Below are 14,208 nucleotides of genomic sequence, written 5' to 3' on the forward strand. Positions count from 1 at the left end.
CTCCGCCATACGGGGCTCGGGACCCCGCATCTCGGGCATGCGAGCCTCCGGCATCCGCGGTTCCGGCATCCGGGGTTCGGCCATCCGGGGTTCGGCCATCCGGGTCTCCGGCATCCGGGCTTCCGGGGCGCGCGGCTCGCTCGTCCGCGGGTCCGGCATCCGCGGGTCGAGGACGCGCGGCTCCGGCAGGCGCGGCTCGACGATCGGCGGCGGGGCGGTGCGGGCGAGCTCGGCGGCCAGCCCGGCGAGGCGGTCGACCGTCTCGCGGCGGCCCGGCTCCGCCTGCGGCTGCAGCGGCAGCTCCTCGGCGATCGGCGGGATCATGGCACCACGGGTGCCGCGGAACGGCGGCTCGGGCGCGACCGGAGCGGCCGGTGCCCACAAACCGTTCTCCGGTGTCGGTCGGCCGGCCGGCTCCATCCGCGGCGGCGAGGCCTCGCGCATCGGCGCGGCCGGCTGGCCGCGGACGATGTTGGCCTCGACCACCACGTCGGTCGGGCCGCCCAGCATGATCAGGTGCTCGACATTGTCGCGGCGGACCAGCACGAGGCGCCGCCGGCTGTCCACTGCGGTCGCCTCGATCACGCCGAGCCGGGCCTGGCGGCCGCGCGCCGAGGCGGCGCCGAGCCCGCCGGCGCCGAACCGCCGCACCAGCCACGCGACGCCGCCGATCAAGGCGAGCACGATCACGAAGGCGATGAAGAACTTCGCGGGAAGCGGCATGTCGCCGACCATGGCCGTTAATCCTTTCTCCGCTCCTTGCCGCGCGTGCCGAGCCGATTCGTCGAAGCGTTAACGAAGACGGCAAAAGCTGCCGCCCCGGATGTCGACGATTCCTTAACACGAAAGCGCAGGGGAGCCCACCCGATACGCATCTTCTTCGGTTTTCCGGACCGGCAGAACGTGGCGATCCGATGGCGCCGCGCGGGATTAACGGGTCGTTAACCATAAGCCCGGCAATGTTTGCCGGGTGGTGGACTCAGGTGTCCTCCCGACGGCAGGCGACCATGGCGATCTCCGACATCCCGATCTTCTCGATGCTGCGCACCAAGATGCAATGGCACCAGGAGCGCCAGCGGCTGCTCGCCGAGAACGTGTCGAACGCCGACACGCCGAAATTCCGGCCGCGCGACCTCGAGACCCTGTCGTTCGATCGCGCGCCGCCGCCGCCGTTCCGGCTCGCCCAGACCGCGCCGGGCCACATCGCGGCGCTGCCGGGCACCACGCATTTCCGCGACAAGCCCGAGAAGTTCGCGGTCCGGCCCGGCGGCAATGCCGTCCACCTCGAGGACGAGATGCTCAAGGTGGCGAGCAACCAGATGGACTACCAGGCGGCGACGCAGCTCTATTCCCGCAGCCTCGCGCTGCTTAAGGCCGCGGTCGGCAAGGGCTGATCGTGACGTCCGTGGACCGTGACGAGTGAGGTGATGCCATGGATTTCGTCAAATCGCTCTCCATCGCGGCGTCCGGCCTGCGGGCCCAGGCCGGCCGGATGAAGGTGCTGTCGGAGAACATCGCCAACGCCGATTCGACGGCGCAGAAGCCCGGTGCCGATCCCTACCGGCGGCGCATCCCGACCTTCCGGTCCGAACTCGACCGTGAGCTCGACGCCCGCACGGTCCAGCTCGGCCCGACCCGTCCCGACCAGAGCAACTTCCGCACCAAGCACGAGCCCGGCCACCCGTTGGCCGACGCCAACGGCAACGTGCGCTACCCGAACGTCAACTCGATCGTCGAGATGACCGACATGCGCGAGGCCCAGCGCTCCTACGAGGCCAACGTGAACGTGATCGGCGCCACCCGCCGGATGATCCAGCGCACGCTCGACATCCTGCGCGCCTGAACCAGAGGGGAAGACAGATGGCCATTCCGGGCATCGCCGCAAACGCCTACGCGACCACGGCACGTCTCGGCACGCCGGGCGCCGGGCTGAGCAAGACCATCGGCGACCTCGCCGGCGGCAAGCCGGGCGACTTCGGCGCGATGCTGCGCGACGCCGTGCAGGACGTCGCCGCGGCCGGCCACAAGGCGGACGTGAACAGCCACGCGCTCGCCAACGGCAAGGCCAACATCGTCGACGTGGTCACGGCGGTCGCCGAGACCGAGACCGCGATCGCGAGCCTCGTGTCGGTGCGCGACAAGGTCATCCAGGCCTACGAAGAGATCATGCGGATGACGATCTGACCATGCGGCGGGGCGCAGGGGGACGGGACGTGGTGCGAGCGGGACGCGAAGGGGGAGCGGCATGACCGGACCGGAGGTCGTCGACGTCGCGCGCGACTCGATCATTACGCTCGTCCTGGTGGCGAGCCCGCTGATGCTGGTCGGCCTGGTGATCGGCGTGGTGGTCTCGCTGTTCCAGGCACTGACCCAGATTCAGGAGGCGACACTCGTCTTCGTTCCGAAGATACTCGCCATGTTCGCCGCGATGATTCTCGCGCTGCCGTTCATGGCGGATCAGCTCTACGGCCACATGATGCGGCTGGCGACGCGGATCTCGGGCGGCTGAGCCGGCCGGCGCGAGCCGGCGGGGCCCGGGGCCCGGGGCCCGGCGCCCGGCGGCGACGGCGCCTGATAGGCACGCCCAGGAGGGGCGGGGATGCGCATCGACCTCTCGTTCCTGCCTCCGCTCGCGGTCGCCTTCATGCTCATGTTCGCCCGCACCGGCACCATGATCATGCTGCTGCCGGGCTTCGGCGAGCGCAGCGTTCCGGTGCGCATGCGGCTGACCGCGGCCCTGGTGCTCGCCGCCGTGGTGATGCCGCTCTATCGCGACGCCTACCAGATCGACCTGAGGAGCTTCGGCCCGGTGATCCGGATGCTGTTCAGCGAGCTCGCCGTCGGTTTCCTGCTTGGCATGACGGCGCGGCTGTGCATCTCGGCCCTGCAGGTCACCGGCTCGATCGTCGCCCAGCAGCTCGGCTTCGGCTTCGTCTCGACCATCGACCCGACCCAGGGCCAGCAGGGCGTCATCGTCGCGAACTTCCTCACCCTGCTCGGCATCGTGCTGATCTTCGCCACCGACACCCACCACCTCGCGATCGCGGCGCTGGCCGACAGCTACGTGCTGTTCCGCCCCGGCGAGGTGCCGGCGACCGGCGACATGGCGGCGCTGGCCGCCAAGCTGGTCGGCGGCGCGTTCCTGATCGGGGTCCAGATCTCGGCGCCGTTCCTCGTCTTCGGCATCCTGTTCAATGTCGGGCTCGGCGTGCTGTCGCGGCTGATGCCGCAGATGCAGGTGTTCTTCGTCGCGATGCCGCTGTCGATCTTCGCCGGCCTGCTGATCTTCGCGTTCGTCATCGCCGCCATGATGGCGACGTTCCTGGGGTTCTTCGAGGGCGTGATGCACGACATCGCGCCGCGTGGCTGAGGACGCTGCTCAGCCATGGCCGAAGACCAGGACAAGTCGGACAAGACAGAAGACCCGACACAACGACGCCTCGATCAAGCGCTCGAGCATGGCGACGTCGTCAAGAGCCAGGAGGTGTCGACCTGGTTCGTCATCGGCGGCGGCACGCTGGCGCTCGCCATGTTCGGCGGCTCGTCGAGCACGGCGCTGACCGCCGTCATGAAGGGGCTGATCGCCAAGTCCGGGGCGATCCACACCGACGGCCACGTCCTGGTCCGGCTGACCGAGGTGATCACGGTCGAGGTGCTCGCGGCGATCGGTCTGCCGTTCCTCCTGATCGCGGTCGCGGCGCTGGCCGGCAACGCCCTCCAGCACCGGCTCGTGTGGACGACCGAGACGCTGACCCCGAAGCTCTCCAAGATCTCGCCGATGGCGGGCTTCAAGCGGCTGTTCTCGGCGCAGGCGCTGGCCAACTTCGTCAAGGGCCTGCTCAAGCTCGGCCTGGTCGGCACCGTGCTCGTGATGCTGCTGTGGCCCGAGCGCAACCTGCTCGAGGCGCTGGTGTCGACCGACCCGACCGCGATCCTGCCGGTCTCGATGTCGCTGATGCTGAAGCTGCTCGGCGCCGTGGTCGCCATCATGGCCGTGATCGCCGGCGCCGACTACCTGTTCCAGTACCAGCAGTGGTACCAGCGCCAGAAGATGTCGCTGAAGGAGATCAAGGACGAGTACAAGGAGACCGAAGGCGACCCCAAGATCAAGGCCAAGATCCGGCAGCTCCGGATCGGCCGCATGCGCAAGCGCATGATGGCGGCGGTGCCGGGCGCCACCGTGGTGATCACCAACCCGACCCATTACGCCGTCGCCCTCAAGTACGAGCGCGGCATGAACGCGCCGGTCTGCCTCGCCAAGGGCACGGACCGCATCGCGCTCAAGATTCGCGAGGTCGCGACCGAGGCCGGGGTGCCGATCGTCGAGAATCCGCCGCTCGCCCGCGCCCTCCATGCGACCGTCGAGATCGACCGCGAGGTCCCGCCCGAGCACTACAAGGCCGTCGCCGAGGTGGTCGGCTACGTCATGCGGCTGAAGAAGGCGTGGCGCTAGGCGATCGCGCCCGCCGCGAAGGGGCGCGGCGCGCCGCTGCGGGCCGTTCCCGCAAGGCCGCCGCCGCCGGCCGGGGCGCGCCCGGCGCCCTTGTTCGAAGCGGGGGACTCGGGCACAGATTGATTCGCGCGGTCGGGCGACGGAGCCGATATCGATGACGACGCATGACCTGAGCAGGGGAGGCGGCGCGCCCGGCGGAGGCTTTTCCAGGGACGGCTCGTCCGACGCAGGCGCGGCCGGCGGGAGCCCGGCCGGCGGAGGCTTCAACGGAGGCTTGGACGTGTTCCCGGGCGGCGAGCGGCGAGGAAGCATCCGGTTCGTGCTGGTCATCGCGCTCGCGCTGATCGCCGCGGCCGCCGGTCTCCTGTTCCTCGGTCGGCCCGACGCCGAGCCCTATGTGCTCGGCCTGCTCGCCCTGCTCGGCATGATCGGCGTGTTCTCGCTGCTCGCCACCGCGACCGGCATCCTGCGCTTCGCCGGCGGCGCCGAGGCGAACCCGATGTTCCGCCGGGTGCTCGACGACGCCTTCGACGGCATCGTGGTCACCGACGCCAATGGCCGGGTGGTCTACGCCAACCCGGCCTACTGCCAGCTCGTCGACGCCACCGATCTGTCCGACGTGCGGCCGGTCGAGCGGGTGTTCATCGGCGATCCCGACGTGTCGGAGGCCGTCTACCGGCTCCTCAAGGCGGCCCGCGAGGGGCGCCGCCTGCAGGAGGAGGTGCGGGTCGCGGGCGTGCCCGGCGAGCCCGCCCGCTGGCTGCAGATGCGGGTCCGGCCGCTCGGCCGCACCGGCGCCGACGCGCGCCTCACCGTGTGGACGGTCGCCGACGTGTCGCGCGAGCGCGAGCGCCAGGAGAACGTCTTCCAAGAGCTGCAGCACGCCATCGACTATCTCGACCACGCGCCGGCCGGATTCTTCTCGATCGATGGCAGCGGCGCGGTCGGCTACATCAACGCGACGCTCGCCGAATGGCTCGACTACGACCTCGCCGAGGTCGGCTCCGGGGGCCTGCAGCTCGAGGACATCGTGCCGGCCAACGGCGCCGCGCTCCTGACCGCCAGCGCCTCGCATCCCGGCGAGGTGAAGACCGACGTCGTCGACCTCGACCTCAAGACCCGCAGCGGCAAGAGCCTCCCGGTGAGGCTCTACCACAAGGTGGCGTTCGGGGCGGACGGCGTGCCGGGCGCGTCCCGCACCCTGGTGCTCAACCGCGCCCGCAGCGAGGGCACCGACCCGCAGCGCGCCGCCGAAGTGCGGTTCATGCGGTTCTTCATCAACACGCCGATGTCGATCGCGACCGTCGACCGGGCCGGCCGCATCGCCCGCACCAACGGCCTGCTCGCCAAGCTCTTCCAGGATCTCGCGCCGGGCGACGGCCGCCCGGAGGGCCGCTCGATCCTCGACGTGGTGGCCGAGCGCGACCGGCTGGCGCTGGAGACGGCGATCGCCAAGGCGGCGCGCGGGCAGGGCGACATTCCGCCCGTCGAGGCCGCGCTCGCCGGCGCGGGCGAGCGGTGGGCGCGCTTCTGGGCGACCGCCGTGGAGGAGGAGGGCGACCAGGAGGCCGCCATCGTCTACGCGCTGGAGACCACCGAGCAGCGCGCCCTGCAGAAGCAGGTCGACCAGGCGCAGAAGATGGACTCGGTCGGCAAGCTCGCCGGCGGCATCGCGCACGACTTCAACAACGTGCTGTCGGCCATCATGATGGCCACCGACTTCCTGCTCAACGCCCACCGGCCGACCGACCCGTCCTTCCAGGACATCATGCAGATCAAGCAGAACGCCAACCGGGCGGCCGCGCTGGTGCGGCAGCTCCTGGCGTTCTCGCGCCGCCAGACGCTGCGGCCGCAGGTGCTCGACCTCTCCGAGGCGCTGTCCGACATCTCGATGCTGCTGCGCCGGCTGATCGGCGAGAAGGTGGCGCTCGACGTGCGTCACGGCCGCGACCTGTGGCCCGTGAAGGCGGACCTCTCGCAGTTCGAGCAGGTGATCGTGAACCTCGCCGTGAACGCGCGCGACGCCATGCCGGACGGCGGCCGCCTCACGCTGCGCACCCGCAACGCCGGCGAGGACGAGACGCGGCGCGCCGCCCACAAGGGCATGCCGCCCGGCGAGTACGTGCTGATTGAGGTGTCGGACACCGGCTCGGGCATCCCGCCCGAGATCATCGACCGCATCTTCGAGCCGTTCTTCTCCACCAAGGAGGTCGGCAAGGGCACCGGGCTCGGGCTCTCGACGGTGTACGGCATCATCAAGCAGACCGGCGGCTACGTCTTCGTCGAGTCGGAGATCGGGCGCGGCACCACGTTCCGCATCTACCTGCCGCGCCATGTGCCGACCCTCGAGGAGACCGAGGCGGCCGCCGCCTCGCTGGCGCCGGCCCAGGCGGCGACGCCCGAGCAGGCGCGCGCCGCCGACCACACCGGGCAGGGCACCATCCTGCTGGTGGAGGACGAGGAGGGCCTGCGCGGCCTCAACGCGCGCGGTCTCACGTCGCGCGGTTACACGGTGTGCGAGGCCGGCAACGGCCAGGAGGCGCTCGAGCTGATCGATGCCGGCCAGAAGGTCGACCTAGTCGTCTCCGACGTGGTGATGCCCGAGATGGACGGCCCGACGCTCCTCAAGGAGCTGCGCAAGCGCGACCCGGAGCTGAAGATCATCTTCGTCTCCGGCTATGCCGAGGAGGCGTTCGCCAAGAACCTGCCCGAGGGCGGGCAGTTCGCCTTCCTGGCCAAGCCCTTCACGCTCAAGCAGCTGGTCGCCGCCGTGAAGGAGACGATGGGCGGGTGAGCGTGGCCGGACGATATGCGTAGCCCGGCCGGAGCGCAGCGACGGCCGGGACCGGCGTTCGCCGATCTCGCGGCCGTCCATCCGGGCCGCGCCGACGGCGCGCGGGATGTCCGCGCATGATCGCACCGCCGCCCCACGACGACGACGACGAGGACGAGGGCAGCCGTCGGACCACCAACATCATGCTGGTGATCTTCTTCCTCGCCGTGATCGCGGCCGGCTACTGGCTGGTCGAGGCGATGCTGGAGCAGCGCCGCGCCGACGACTGCGCCGCGCAGGGCCGCCGCAACTGCGGCGCTCCGCTGGTCGTGCCGCCGGCGAGGTGATCGTGCCGCCGGCAGAGTGAAGCTCCGACTGGCACGCGATGTGCTCCGACGAGCCGGCACGGCGGAGCGAGAGCGTGGCGAAGCACAGCATGGCGAAGGACGCTGACACAAAGCCGGCCAAGCGGCCGGGCGACCGGGCCGAGGCGATCTACCGGGCGCTGCGGCACGCCATCATCGAGCAGGCGCTGGAGCCCGGCGCCAAGCTGCCCGAGGACGCCATCGGCGAGCGCTTCGGGGCGAGCCGCACCATCGTGCGCCATGCGCTCGGCCGGCTCGCCGCCGAGGGGCTGGTCGAGCTGCGCCGCAATCGCGGCGCCGCGGTCGCGACGCCCGGCTGGGACCAGGCCGGCGACCTGTTCGACATCCGGCTCGGGATCGAGCGCCTCGTCGTCACCCGGCTCGCCGGCCGTCTGACGCCGGCCCAGGTCGCCGCACTCGACGCCCATGTCGCCGAGGAGGAGGCCGCCCGCGGCACCGACGAGCGGCGCTCGATCCGGCTCGCCACCGAGTTCCACATCGTGCTCGCCGAGATGACGGGCAGCGCCGTGCTGGTCCGCTACCTCTCCGAGGTGGCGCTGCGCTGCGGCTTGATCCTCGCCCTCTATGCGCGCCCGCACTCCTCCGAATGCGCCGTGAGCGAGCACCGCGCCGTCATCGCGGCGCTGGCGAAGGGCGACGCTGCGGCCGCCATCGCCGTCATGGACCAGCATCTCGGCGCCGTGATGGACCGCGCCCTGATCGTCCCGCGCCCCGCCAAGGAGCGCGACATCGGGGCGATTCTCGCCCCCTACGCCGAGGACGCCGCGCCGGGCGCGAAGCGGGCGCGCGGCGGGCGGAAGCGGTGAGGGATGGGCGGAAGAGGTGAGGAGGGCGTGGCCTCGCATTCTGCTTCGTCATGCCCGCGCTCGTCGCGGGCATCCACGGCTTCACGACGGCGGTCGCGCAGAAGGCGTGGATGGCCGGGACGGGCCCGGCCATGACGACGATCGAGAGGCAGCGCGACTCTCGCCGTAGCGCGGGCTACGCCACGATGCCGTTCTTGGTCAGCAGGCGCTCGGCCGAGTCGTTCCACACGTCCATCTGGACGATCTTGCCGTTCTTGACGACGAAGCGGTCGATGTAGCGGTTGCCCTCGAACGGCGTGCCGTCCGGCCATTCGCCGTAGAGATGGCCGAGATTGTAGCAGATGGTCTCGCCGGCGCCCGGCACCACGTCGGTGCGCAGCATGCGCTTCTTCACCCACTTGTAGCGGCCGGCGTTGAAGGCGGCGCTCTCGCGCGGATGCGAGAATTTTCGCCCGCCCGTGAACGTGATCACCAGGTCGTCGGCGATGAAGGTCGCGGCCTTGACCGGGTCCGGCACCATCGAGGCCTCCAGGAACGCCTCGACGATGGCGGCGGCGGCCTGCGTCTCGGACGGGCTGTCGAGCGGGGCGGGAGCGGGCGTGACGACGGGCATGGGGTCCTCCGGCGTTCGTTCGGATCGAGGATCGGGGGCGTGGTCGGGCACAGTCGGGACCTTTGGAATGCATTTTCCCGGCCAGCCGGGCCGCGGCCCGGTTCGCCTGGGATCGTATGCGAACGGGATCATGATTGTATACACTTTTGCATGCGATTTGAGCGCGGCGGCGATGCGCTTGCCCACCGGATAGGCGTTTCCGAGGCCTTCGCGGGGGCGTTTCGGAGCGAATCGCGGAGATCGCGGCTGGCATGCGGCTTGCGAGGAGGGCGGCGGTCCACCCACCCCCGTGAGGTACGCCCATGTCCAGGATCGTCCTGCCCAGGATGTCGTTCGCCCGCCCGACCCGGCGGCTCGCCCTCGCCGGCGCGACCGCGCTGTTCGCCGGCACACTCGCCGGTCTGGTCGCCGCGCCCGCGCAGGCGCAGGAGACCATCAAGCTCGGTCTCGTCGCCGCGATGTCGGGCCAGTCGGCGAAGTCCGGCGAAGCCATCGTGCGCGGCCTCACGCTCGCCATCGACGAGATGAACGCCAAGGGCGGGCTGCTGGGCAAGAAGGTCGAGCTGGTCGTGCGCGACGACGAGAGCAACCCGGCCAAGGGCGTCGTGGCGGCGCGCGAGCTCGTGCAGCGCGAGAAGGTGGCGGCGTTCTTCGGCGGGCTCGACACGCCGGTGTCGATCGCCATCGTGCCGTTCGCCAACCAGTCCAAGGTGCCGTTCATGGGCGTATGGGCGGCCGGCACGCCGATCACCAAGAACGGCGCGCCCGACAACTACGTGTTCCGCGTCTCCGCCGTCGACGAGCTGGTCGACGTCGCGCTCGTCGACTACGCCGTGAAGAAGTACGGCGCCAAGAAGCCGGGCATGATCCTGATCAACAATCCCTGGGGCGAGTCGAACGAGAAGGGCCTCAAGGCCGCGCTCGAGGCCAAGGGCATCCCGTTCGCCGGCGTCGAGAAGTTCGAGACCAACGACGTCGACGTGGTGCCGCAGCTCACCCGCCTGAAGCAGGCCGGCGCCGACGTGCTGTTCCTGGTCGCCAACGTGGCGCCCTCGGCGCAGGTGGTGAAGTCGCTCGACCGCATGGGCTGGTCGGTGCCGATCGTCTCGCATTGGGGCCCGGCCGGCGGCCGCTTCGGCGAGCTGGCCGGGGCGAGCGCCGACAAGGTGCACTTCATCCAGACCTTCACGTTCTCGGGCAACGACGCCCCCAAGGCGGCCGCCGTGCTGGCGGCGCTCAAGGCCAAGTACCCGGCCGTCAAGTCGCTCGCCGACGTGACGCCGGCGGTCGGCATCGCCAACGCCTACGACGCCGTCCATCTGGTCGGCCTCGCCATCACAAAAGCGGGCTCGACCGACGGCACCAAGGTGCGCGACGCCCTCTACGCGATCGACTCGTATGACGGCCTGATCAAGACCTACAAGACGCCGTTCACCAAGCAGAACCACGACGCACTCGCCGCGTCGGACTACATCTTCACCCAGTTCAAGGGTGACGAGATCGTCCCGCTGAAGTGAGGCGCGGGTCGGCCCGTGGGCGGGCGCCGCGTGTTCCTTCTCCCCGCACGCGGGGAGAAGGTGTCTCGCCGCGCAGCGGCGAGACGGATGAGGGGGCGTTTCCCCGGCGCAGAGACTCGCGGGCGCTCAGGCTCGCGGCGGCGCCCCCTCACCCGACGTCCGCGCTCATCGCGCGAACGTCGACCTCTCCCCGCGTGCGGGGAGAGGTGACGGACGGCGGAGATCGGGGCTGACCCCCGGGGAGAACGAGATGCTGCTGATTTCGTCGATCGTCTCCGGGCTCGGGCTCGGCAGCATGTACGGGCTGATCGCGCTCGGCTTCCACGTCACCTACGTGGTGTCGAGCACGGTCAACTTCGCGCAGGGCTCGGCCATGATGCTCGGCGCCGTGCTGGGCTACGTGTTCGCGGTCAAACTCGGCTGGCCGTGGGTGCCGGCCGCGATCCTCGCGCTGTTCCTGTGCGCCGCCTTTGGGCTCGTGATCGAGCGTGTGCTGGTGCGCCCCTTCGTCGACCGCCGCTCCGACGCCTGGCTGATGGCGACCGTGGCAGGCGGCATCGTGCTCGACAACGCCGTGCTGTTCACGTTCGGCAAGGAGCCGCGCAGCTTTCCCTCGTCCCTCGCCGTCAAGCCGGTCGAGATCTTCGGTGCCGGCGTCTACCCGCTGCAGCTCGTCATCCCGGTCGTCGGCCTCGGCATCGCGGTGCTGCTACATCTCGCGTTGAGGAAGACCCGGCGCGGAAAAGCGCTGCTCGCCGTCGTGCAGAACCCGGACGCGGCGCGGCTGATGGGCATCGACGTGCGCCGCGTCGTCGCCGTCGCCTTCATGCTCTCGACCGCGCTCGCCGGTCTCGCCGGCCTGCTGATCGCGCCCCTGTTCAGCGTGCAGTCCGAGATGGGCACGCTGTTCGGCATCAAGGCCTTCGCGGTGGCGATCCTGGGGGGCATCGGCTCGGCCTGGGGCGTGATGCTGGCCGGCCTGATCTACGGCCTCACCGAGGCGCTGGTGACGGCCTATCTCGGCTCGACCTACACCCAGATCGTCGTCTTCTCGGTGGTGATCGCCGCGCTCGCTTTGATGCCCCACGGCCTCCTCGGCCGCGCCGCCGTGAGCAAGGTGTGATGACCGGCCTCGCCAAATCCTACGCGACCCCGGTCGCCATCGCGCTGCTCACCGCGGGCGCGCTCGCCTTCGCGCTGCTCGCCGAAGGGTATGCGCCCTTCGTGCTGGCGCTCGTCGCGCTCACCGTCGTCGTCTGCGTCGGGCTCAACATTCTGCTCGGGCTCACCGGTCAGGTGTCGCTCGGGCATGTCGGCTTCTACGCGATCGGCGCCTATGCGGTGGCGATCCTCACGCTCGCCGGCGTCGACTTCTGGCTCGCGCTGCCGGCCGCCGGGCTGATCGCCGCCGTCGTCGGCCTCCTGTTGTCGCTGCCGGCGCTGCGGGTCGCAGGGCCGACGCTCGCGATGCTCACCATCGCGTTCGCCTTCATCGTCCAGCACGGCACCATCGAGTGGCGGGCGCTGACCGGCGGCGCCAATGGCCTGATGGGTCTGCCGCCGCCTTCGATCGGCTCGCTCGTCTTCACCGAGCGCGAGATGGCGGCGCTCGCGGTTCTCTTGGCGGGCGTGGCGCTGTGGCTCTATCACCGCATCGCGCGGAGCGCGTGGGGCAAGAGCATGGTCGCGGTGCGCGACGCCGAGATCGCGGCCCGCTCGATCGGCCTCGATCCGGTGATCGTCAAGGCGGCGGCCTTCATGCTGTCGGCCGGCTTCGCTGGGGTGGCCGGCGGGCTGTTCGCGCCGCTGATGATGTTCGTCGCGCCGGACTCGTTTCCGTTCTCGCAGTCGATCCTGTTCCTGCTCGCCGTCGTGGTCGGCGGCGCTGGCGCCGTGTTTGGCCCGGTCATCGGCGCCGCGATCAGCGTCGTGCTGCCCGAGCTCCTGTCGGGCCTCGCCGAGTACCGGCTCCTGTTCTTCGGCGCGCTGCTGCTCGCCGTGCTGTGGCTCGCGCCGTCCGGCGTCATCGGCACGGTGTCGCGGTTCTGGCGGCGCATCGATCCGCGCACGGCCGACGCGACCGGCACCGATCTCGCCGCGCTGCTCACGCCGGCGGAGCCGCAGGCCCTGCGGGTCGAAGGGCTGACGCTCGCCTTCGGCGGCATCAAGGCCGCGACCAACGTCGCCGTCACGGCCGAGCCCGGGCGCGTGACCGCGATCATCGGGCCGAACGGCGCCGGCAAGACGACGGTGCTGAACATGATCGGCGGCTTCTATCGCCCCGATTCCGGCGCCGTCCGGCTCGGCGATCGCGACCTCGCCGGCGCGGCGAGCCACACGGTGGCGCGTGCCGGCATCGCCCGCACCTATCAGACGACGCGGCTGTTCGGCTCCCTCTCGGTGCGCGACAACATTCTGGTCGCGCTCCGCCGCGGCAAGCTCGGCGGCCTCCTCGGCCGCTTCGCCGGGCCGGACGACGAGACGGCCGCCGAGGCGCTGCTGGCCTTCGTCGGCTATCGCGGCGCGCTGGCGACGCCGGCCGCCGATCTCGCCCATGTCGACCGCCGCCTGGTCGAGATCGCCCGGGCGCTCGCCATGCGGCCGCGCGTGCTGCTGCTCGACGAGCCGGCCGCCGGCCTGATGCGGGCCGACAAGGACACGCTCGCCGTGCTGTTGCGCCGGATCGCCGATCTCGGCATCGCCGTGATCCTGGTCGAGCACGACATGCAGCTCGTGATGGGCATCTCCGACACCATCGTGGTGCTCGACGCCGGCGTGCCGATCGCCACCGGCACGCCCGCCGAGATCCGTCGCGACCCGAAGGTGATCAAGGCCTATCTGGGCGGCGAGGCTACGGCCGGGCGCGGCCGCACCGCGCCCTGGGAGGCGCCCGTCGACGCGATCCTCACCGTGATGCGGCTGACCGCCGGCTACGGCGCGGCCCCCGTGCTGGAGAACGTCGACCTCGACGTCCGCCCGGGCGAGACCGTGGCGCTGATCGGGGCCAACGGGGCCGGCAAGTCGACCACCATGCGGGCGCTCGCCGGCCTGCTGCGGCCGGTCGACGGCGAGGTCGTGTTCAACGATCTGCGCATCGACCATCTCGACGCGCCCGAGATCGCCGCTTCGCGTTTGGTGCTGGTGCCGGAGGGCCGGCAGGTGTTTCCGGACCTCTCGGTGCGCGACAACATTCTGCTCGGCGCCCACACGCGCAGCGATCGGGAGATCGAGGCCGACGCAGAGCGTCTGCTCGACCTGTTCCCGCGATTGCGCGAACGCATCGACAATCCGGCCGGGCTTCTCTCCGGCGGCGAGCAGCAGATGCTGGCAATCGTCCGCGGCCTGATGGCGCGCCCCCGCACGCTGATGCTCGACGAGCCCTCGCTCGGCCTCGCGCCGGCCGTCATCGAGGGACTGTTCGACGTGCTCGCGCGGCTGCGCGACGAGGGCGTCACCATCCTGCTGGTCGACCAGATGGCGCAGCTCGCCCTCGACGTCGCCGACCGCGCCTATGTGCTCGAGTCAGGCCGCGTGGTGCGGGCCGACACGGCCGCGGCCCTGCGCGGCGACCCCGCCATCGAGGCGGCGTATCTCGGCCACGCGGCGGAGTGAGCTTGTGATGTTGTTTCGATCCTCTCCGCTGTCATGGCCGGGCTTGTC

At 70.8% G+C, this 14,208-nt stretch carries 14 protein-coding genes; 12 read left to right on the forward strand and 2 right to left on the reverse strand.

Features of this window, described 5'->3' with window-relative positions; all coding sequences use genetic code 11:
- Positions 1 to 735: flagellar biosynthetic protein FliO (locus tag CCR97_RS05640; protein ID WP_244670287.1), on the reverse strand; the 735-nt coding region annotated here is incomplete at its 3' end.
- A 272-nt stretch (positions 736 to 1,007) separates the two neighbouring features.
- On the opposite strand from CCR97_RS05640, the gene flgB reads away from it, so the two are divergent.
- The 9 genes from flgB to CCR97_RS05685 all read left to right on the forward strand — a co-directional run bounded on the left by flgB (position 1,008) and on the right by CCR97_RS05685 (position 8,418).
- Complete coding sequence (gene flgB, locus CCR97_RS05645; RefSeq protein ID WP_111358116.1) at positions 1,008 to 1,394, forward strand: flagellar basal body rod protein FlgB; 387 nt, start codon at positions 1,008 to 1,010, stop codon at positions 1,392 to 1,394.
- Positions 1,395 to 1,432: 38 nt separating this feature from the next.
- A complete protein-coding gene (gene flgC / locus CCR97_RS05650) occupies positions 1,433 to 1,843 on the forward strand; it encodes a flagellar basal body rod protein FlgC (RefSeq protein ID WP_111358115.1) in 411 nt (136 codons plus the stop codon).
- A 17-nt stretch (positions 1,844 to 1,860) separates the two neighbouring features.
- Positions 1,861 to 2,184: a flagellar hook-basal body complex protein FliE gene (gene fliE / locus CCR97_RS05655; protein ID WP_111358114.1), complete on the forward strand. Its 324-nt coding sequence runs from the start codon at positions 1,861 to 1,863 to the stop codon at positions 2,182 to 2,184.
- 61 nt (positions 2,185 to 2,245) lie between these two features.
- Entirely contained in the window at positions 2,246 to 2,509 is a 264-nt protein-coding gene (gene fliQ, locus CCR97_RS05660) for a flagellar biosynthesis protein FliQ (protein WP_111358113.1), read from the forward strand.
- Between the two features lie 90 nt (positions 2,510 to 2,599).
- On the forward strand, positions 2,600 to 3,370 hold the full coding sequence (fliR, locus tag CCR97_RS05665) for a flagellar biosynthetic protein FliR (protein WP_111358112.1): 771 nt from the start codon (positions 2,600 to 2,602) through the stop codon (positions 3,368 to 3,370).
- A 15-nt stretch (positions 3,371 to 3,385) separates the two neighbouring features.
- Positions 3,386 to 4,453, forward strand: coding sequence for a flagellar biosynthesis protein FlhB (flhB, locus tag CCR97_RS05670; protein ID WP_111358111.1), 1,068 nt, complete (start codon positions 3,386 to 3,388; stop codon positions 4,451 to 4,453).
- 280 nt (positions 4,454 to 4,733) lie between these two features.
- Positions 4,734 to 7,247: a cell cycle histidine kinase CckA gene (cckA, locus tag CCR97_RS05675; protein WP_245428971.1), complete on the forward strand. Its 2,514-nt coding sequence runs from the start codon at positions 4,734 to 4,736 to the stop codon at positions 7,245 to 7,247.
- Between the two features lie 116 nt (positions 7,248 to 7,363).
- Entirely contained in the window at positions 7,364 to 7,573 is a 210-nt protein-coding gene (locus CCR97_RS05680; RefSeq protein ID WP_111358109.1) for a hypothetical protein, read from the forward strand.
- A gap of 89 nt (positions 7,574 to 7,662) precedes the next feature.
- Complete coding sequence (locus tag CCR97_RS05685; RefSeq protein WP_111358117.1) at positions 7,663 to 8,418, forward strand: GntR family transcriptional regulator; 756 nt, start codon at positions 7,663 to 7,665, stop codon at positions 8,416 to 8,418.
- 175 nt (positions 8,419 to 8,593) lie between these two features.
- Here CCR97_RS05685 and CCR97_RS05690 read toward each other — a convergent pair whose 3' ends face one another.
- Positions 8,594 to 9,031: a nuclear transport factor 2-like protein gene (locus CCR97_RS05690; protein WP_111358108.1), complete on the reverse strand. Its 438-nt coding sequence runs from the start codon at positions 9,029 to 9,031 to the stop codon at positions 8,594 to 8,596.
- A gap of 302 nt (positions 9,032 to 9,333) precedes the next feature.
- Here CCR97_RS05690 and CCR97_RS05695 point away from each other — a divergent pair, with 302 nt between their 5' ends.
- The 3 genes from CCR97_RS05695 to CCR97_RS05705 all read left to right on the forward strand — a co-directional run bounded on the left by CCR97_RS05695 (position 9,334) and on the right by CCR97_RS05705 (position 14,160).
- Positions 9,334 to 10,548: an ABC transporter substrate-binding protein gene (locus CCR97_RS05695; RefSeq protein WP_244670289.1), complete on the forward strand. Its 1,215-nt coding sequence runs from the start codon at positions 9,334 to 9,336 to the stop codon at positions 10,546 to 10,548.
- 253 nt (positions 10,549 to 10,801) lie between these two features.
- Positions 10,802 to 11,671, forward strand: a complete 870-nt coding sequence (locus tag CCR97_RS05700; RefSeq protein WP_111355533.1) for a branched-chain amino acid ABC transporter permease — start codon at positions 10,802 to 10,804, stop codon at positions 11,669 to 11,671.
- The gene (locus tag CCR97_RS05705; RefSeq protein ID WP_111355505.1) at positions 11,671 to 14,160 is read left to right on the forward strand and encodes a branched-chain amino acid ABC transporter ATP-binding protein/permease; all 2,490 of its coding nucleotides are present in this window, start codon (positions 11,671 to 11,673) and stop codon (positions 14,158 to 14,160) included. Before CCR97_RS05700 ends, CCR97_RS05705 begins: the two co-directional genes overlap by 1 nt.
- Positions 14,161 to 14,208: the final 48 nt, after the last annotated feature.

The organism is Rhodoplanes elegans (genome assembly GCF_016653355.1).
GTDB lineage: Bacteria > Pseudomonadota > Alphaproteobacteria > Rhizobiales > Xanthobacteraceae > Rhodoplanes > Rhodoplanes elegans.

Excerpts from the sequence above, each read along its gene's own strand:
- CCR97_RS05695 (WP_244670289.1), top strand. The coding sequence starts at position 9,334 with ATGTCCAGGATCGTCCTGCCCAGGATGTCGTTCGCCCGCCCGACCCGG.
- fliR (WP_111358112.1), top strand. The coding sequence starts at position 2,600 with ATGCGCATCGACCTCTCGTTCCTGCCTCCGCTCGCGGTCGCCTTCATG.
- fliE (WP_111358114.1), top strand. The coding sequence starts at position 1,861 with ATGGCCATTCCGGGCATCGCCGCAAACGCCTACGCGACCACGGCACGT.
- flhB (WP_111358111.1), top strand. The coding sequence starts at position 3,386 with ATGGCCGAAGACCAGGACAAGTCGGACAAGACAGAAGACCCGACACAA.
- flgB (WP_111358116.1), top strand. The coding sequence starts at position 1,008 with ATGGCGATCTCCGACATCCCGATCTTCTCGATGCTGCGCACCAAGATG.
- CCR97_RS05705 (WP_111355505.1), top strand. The coding sequence starts at position 11,671 with ATGACCGGCCTCGCCAAATCCTACGCGACCCCGGTCGCCATCGCGCTG.
- fliQ (WP_111358113.1), top strand. The coding sequence starts at position 2,246 with ATGACCGGACCGGAGGTCGTCGACGTCGCGCGCGACTCGATCATTACG.
- CCR97_RS05690 (WP_111358108.1), bottom strand. The coding sequence starts at position 9,031 with ATGCCCGTCGTCACGCCCGCTCCCGCCCCGCTCGACAGCCCGTCCGAG.
- CCR97_RS05685 (WP_111358117.1), top strand. The coding sequence starts at position 7,663 with ATGGCGAAGGACGCTGACACAAAGCCGGCCAAGCGGCCGGGCGACCGG.
- flgC (WP_111358115.1), top strand. The coding sequence starts at position 1,433 with ATGGATTTCGTCAAATCGCTCTCCATCGCGGCGTCCGGCCTGCGGGCC.
- CCR97_RS05680 (WP_111358109.1), top strand. The coding sequence starts at position 7,364 with ATGATCGCACCGCCGCCCCACGACGACGACGACGAGGACGAGGGCAGC.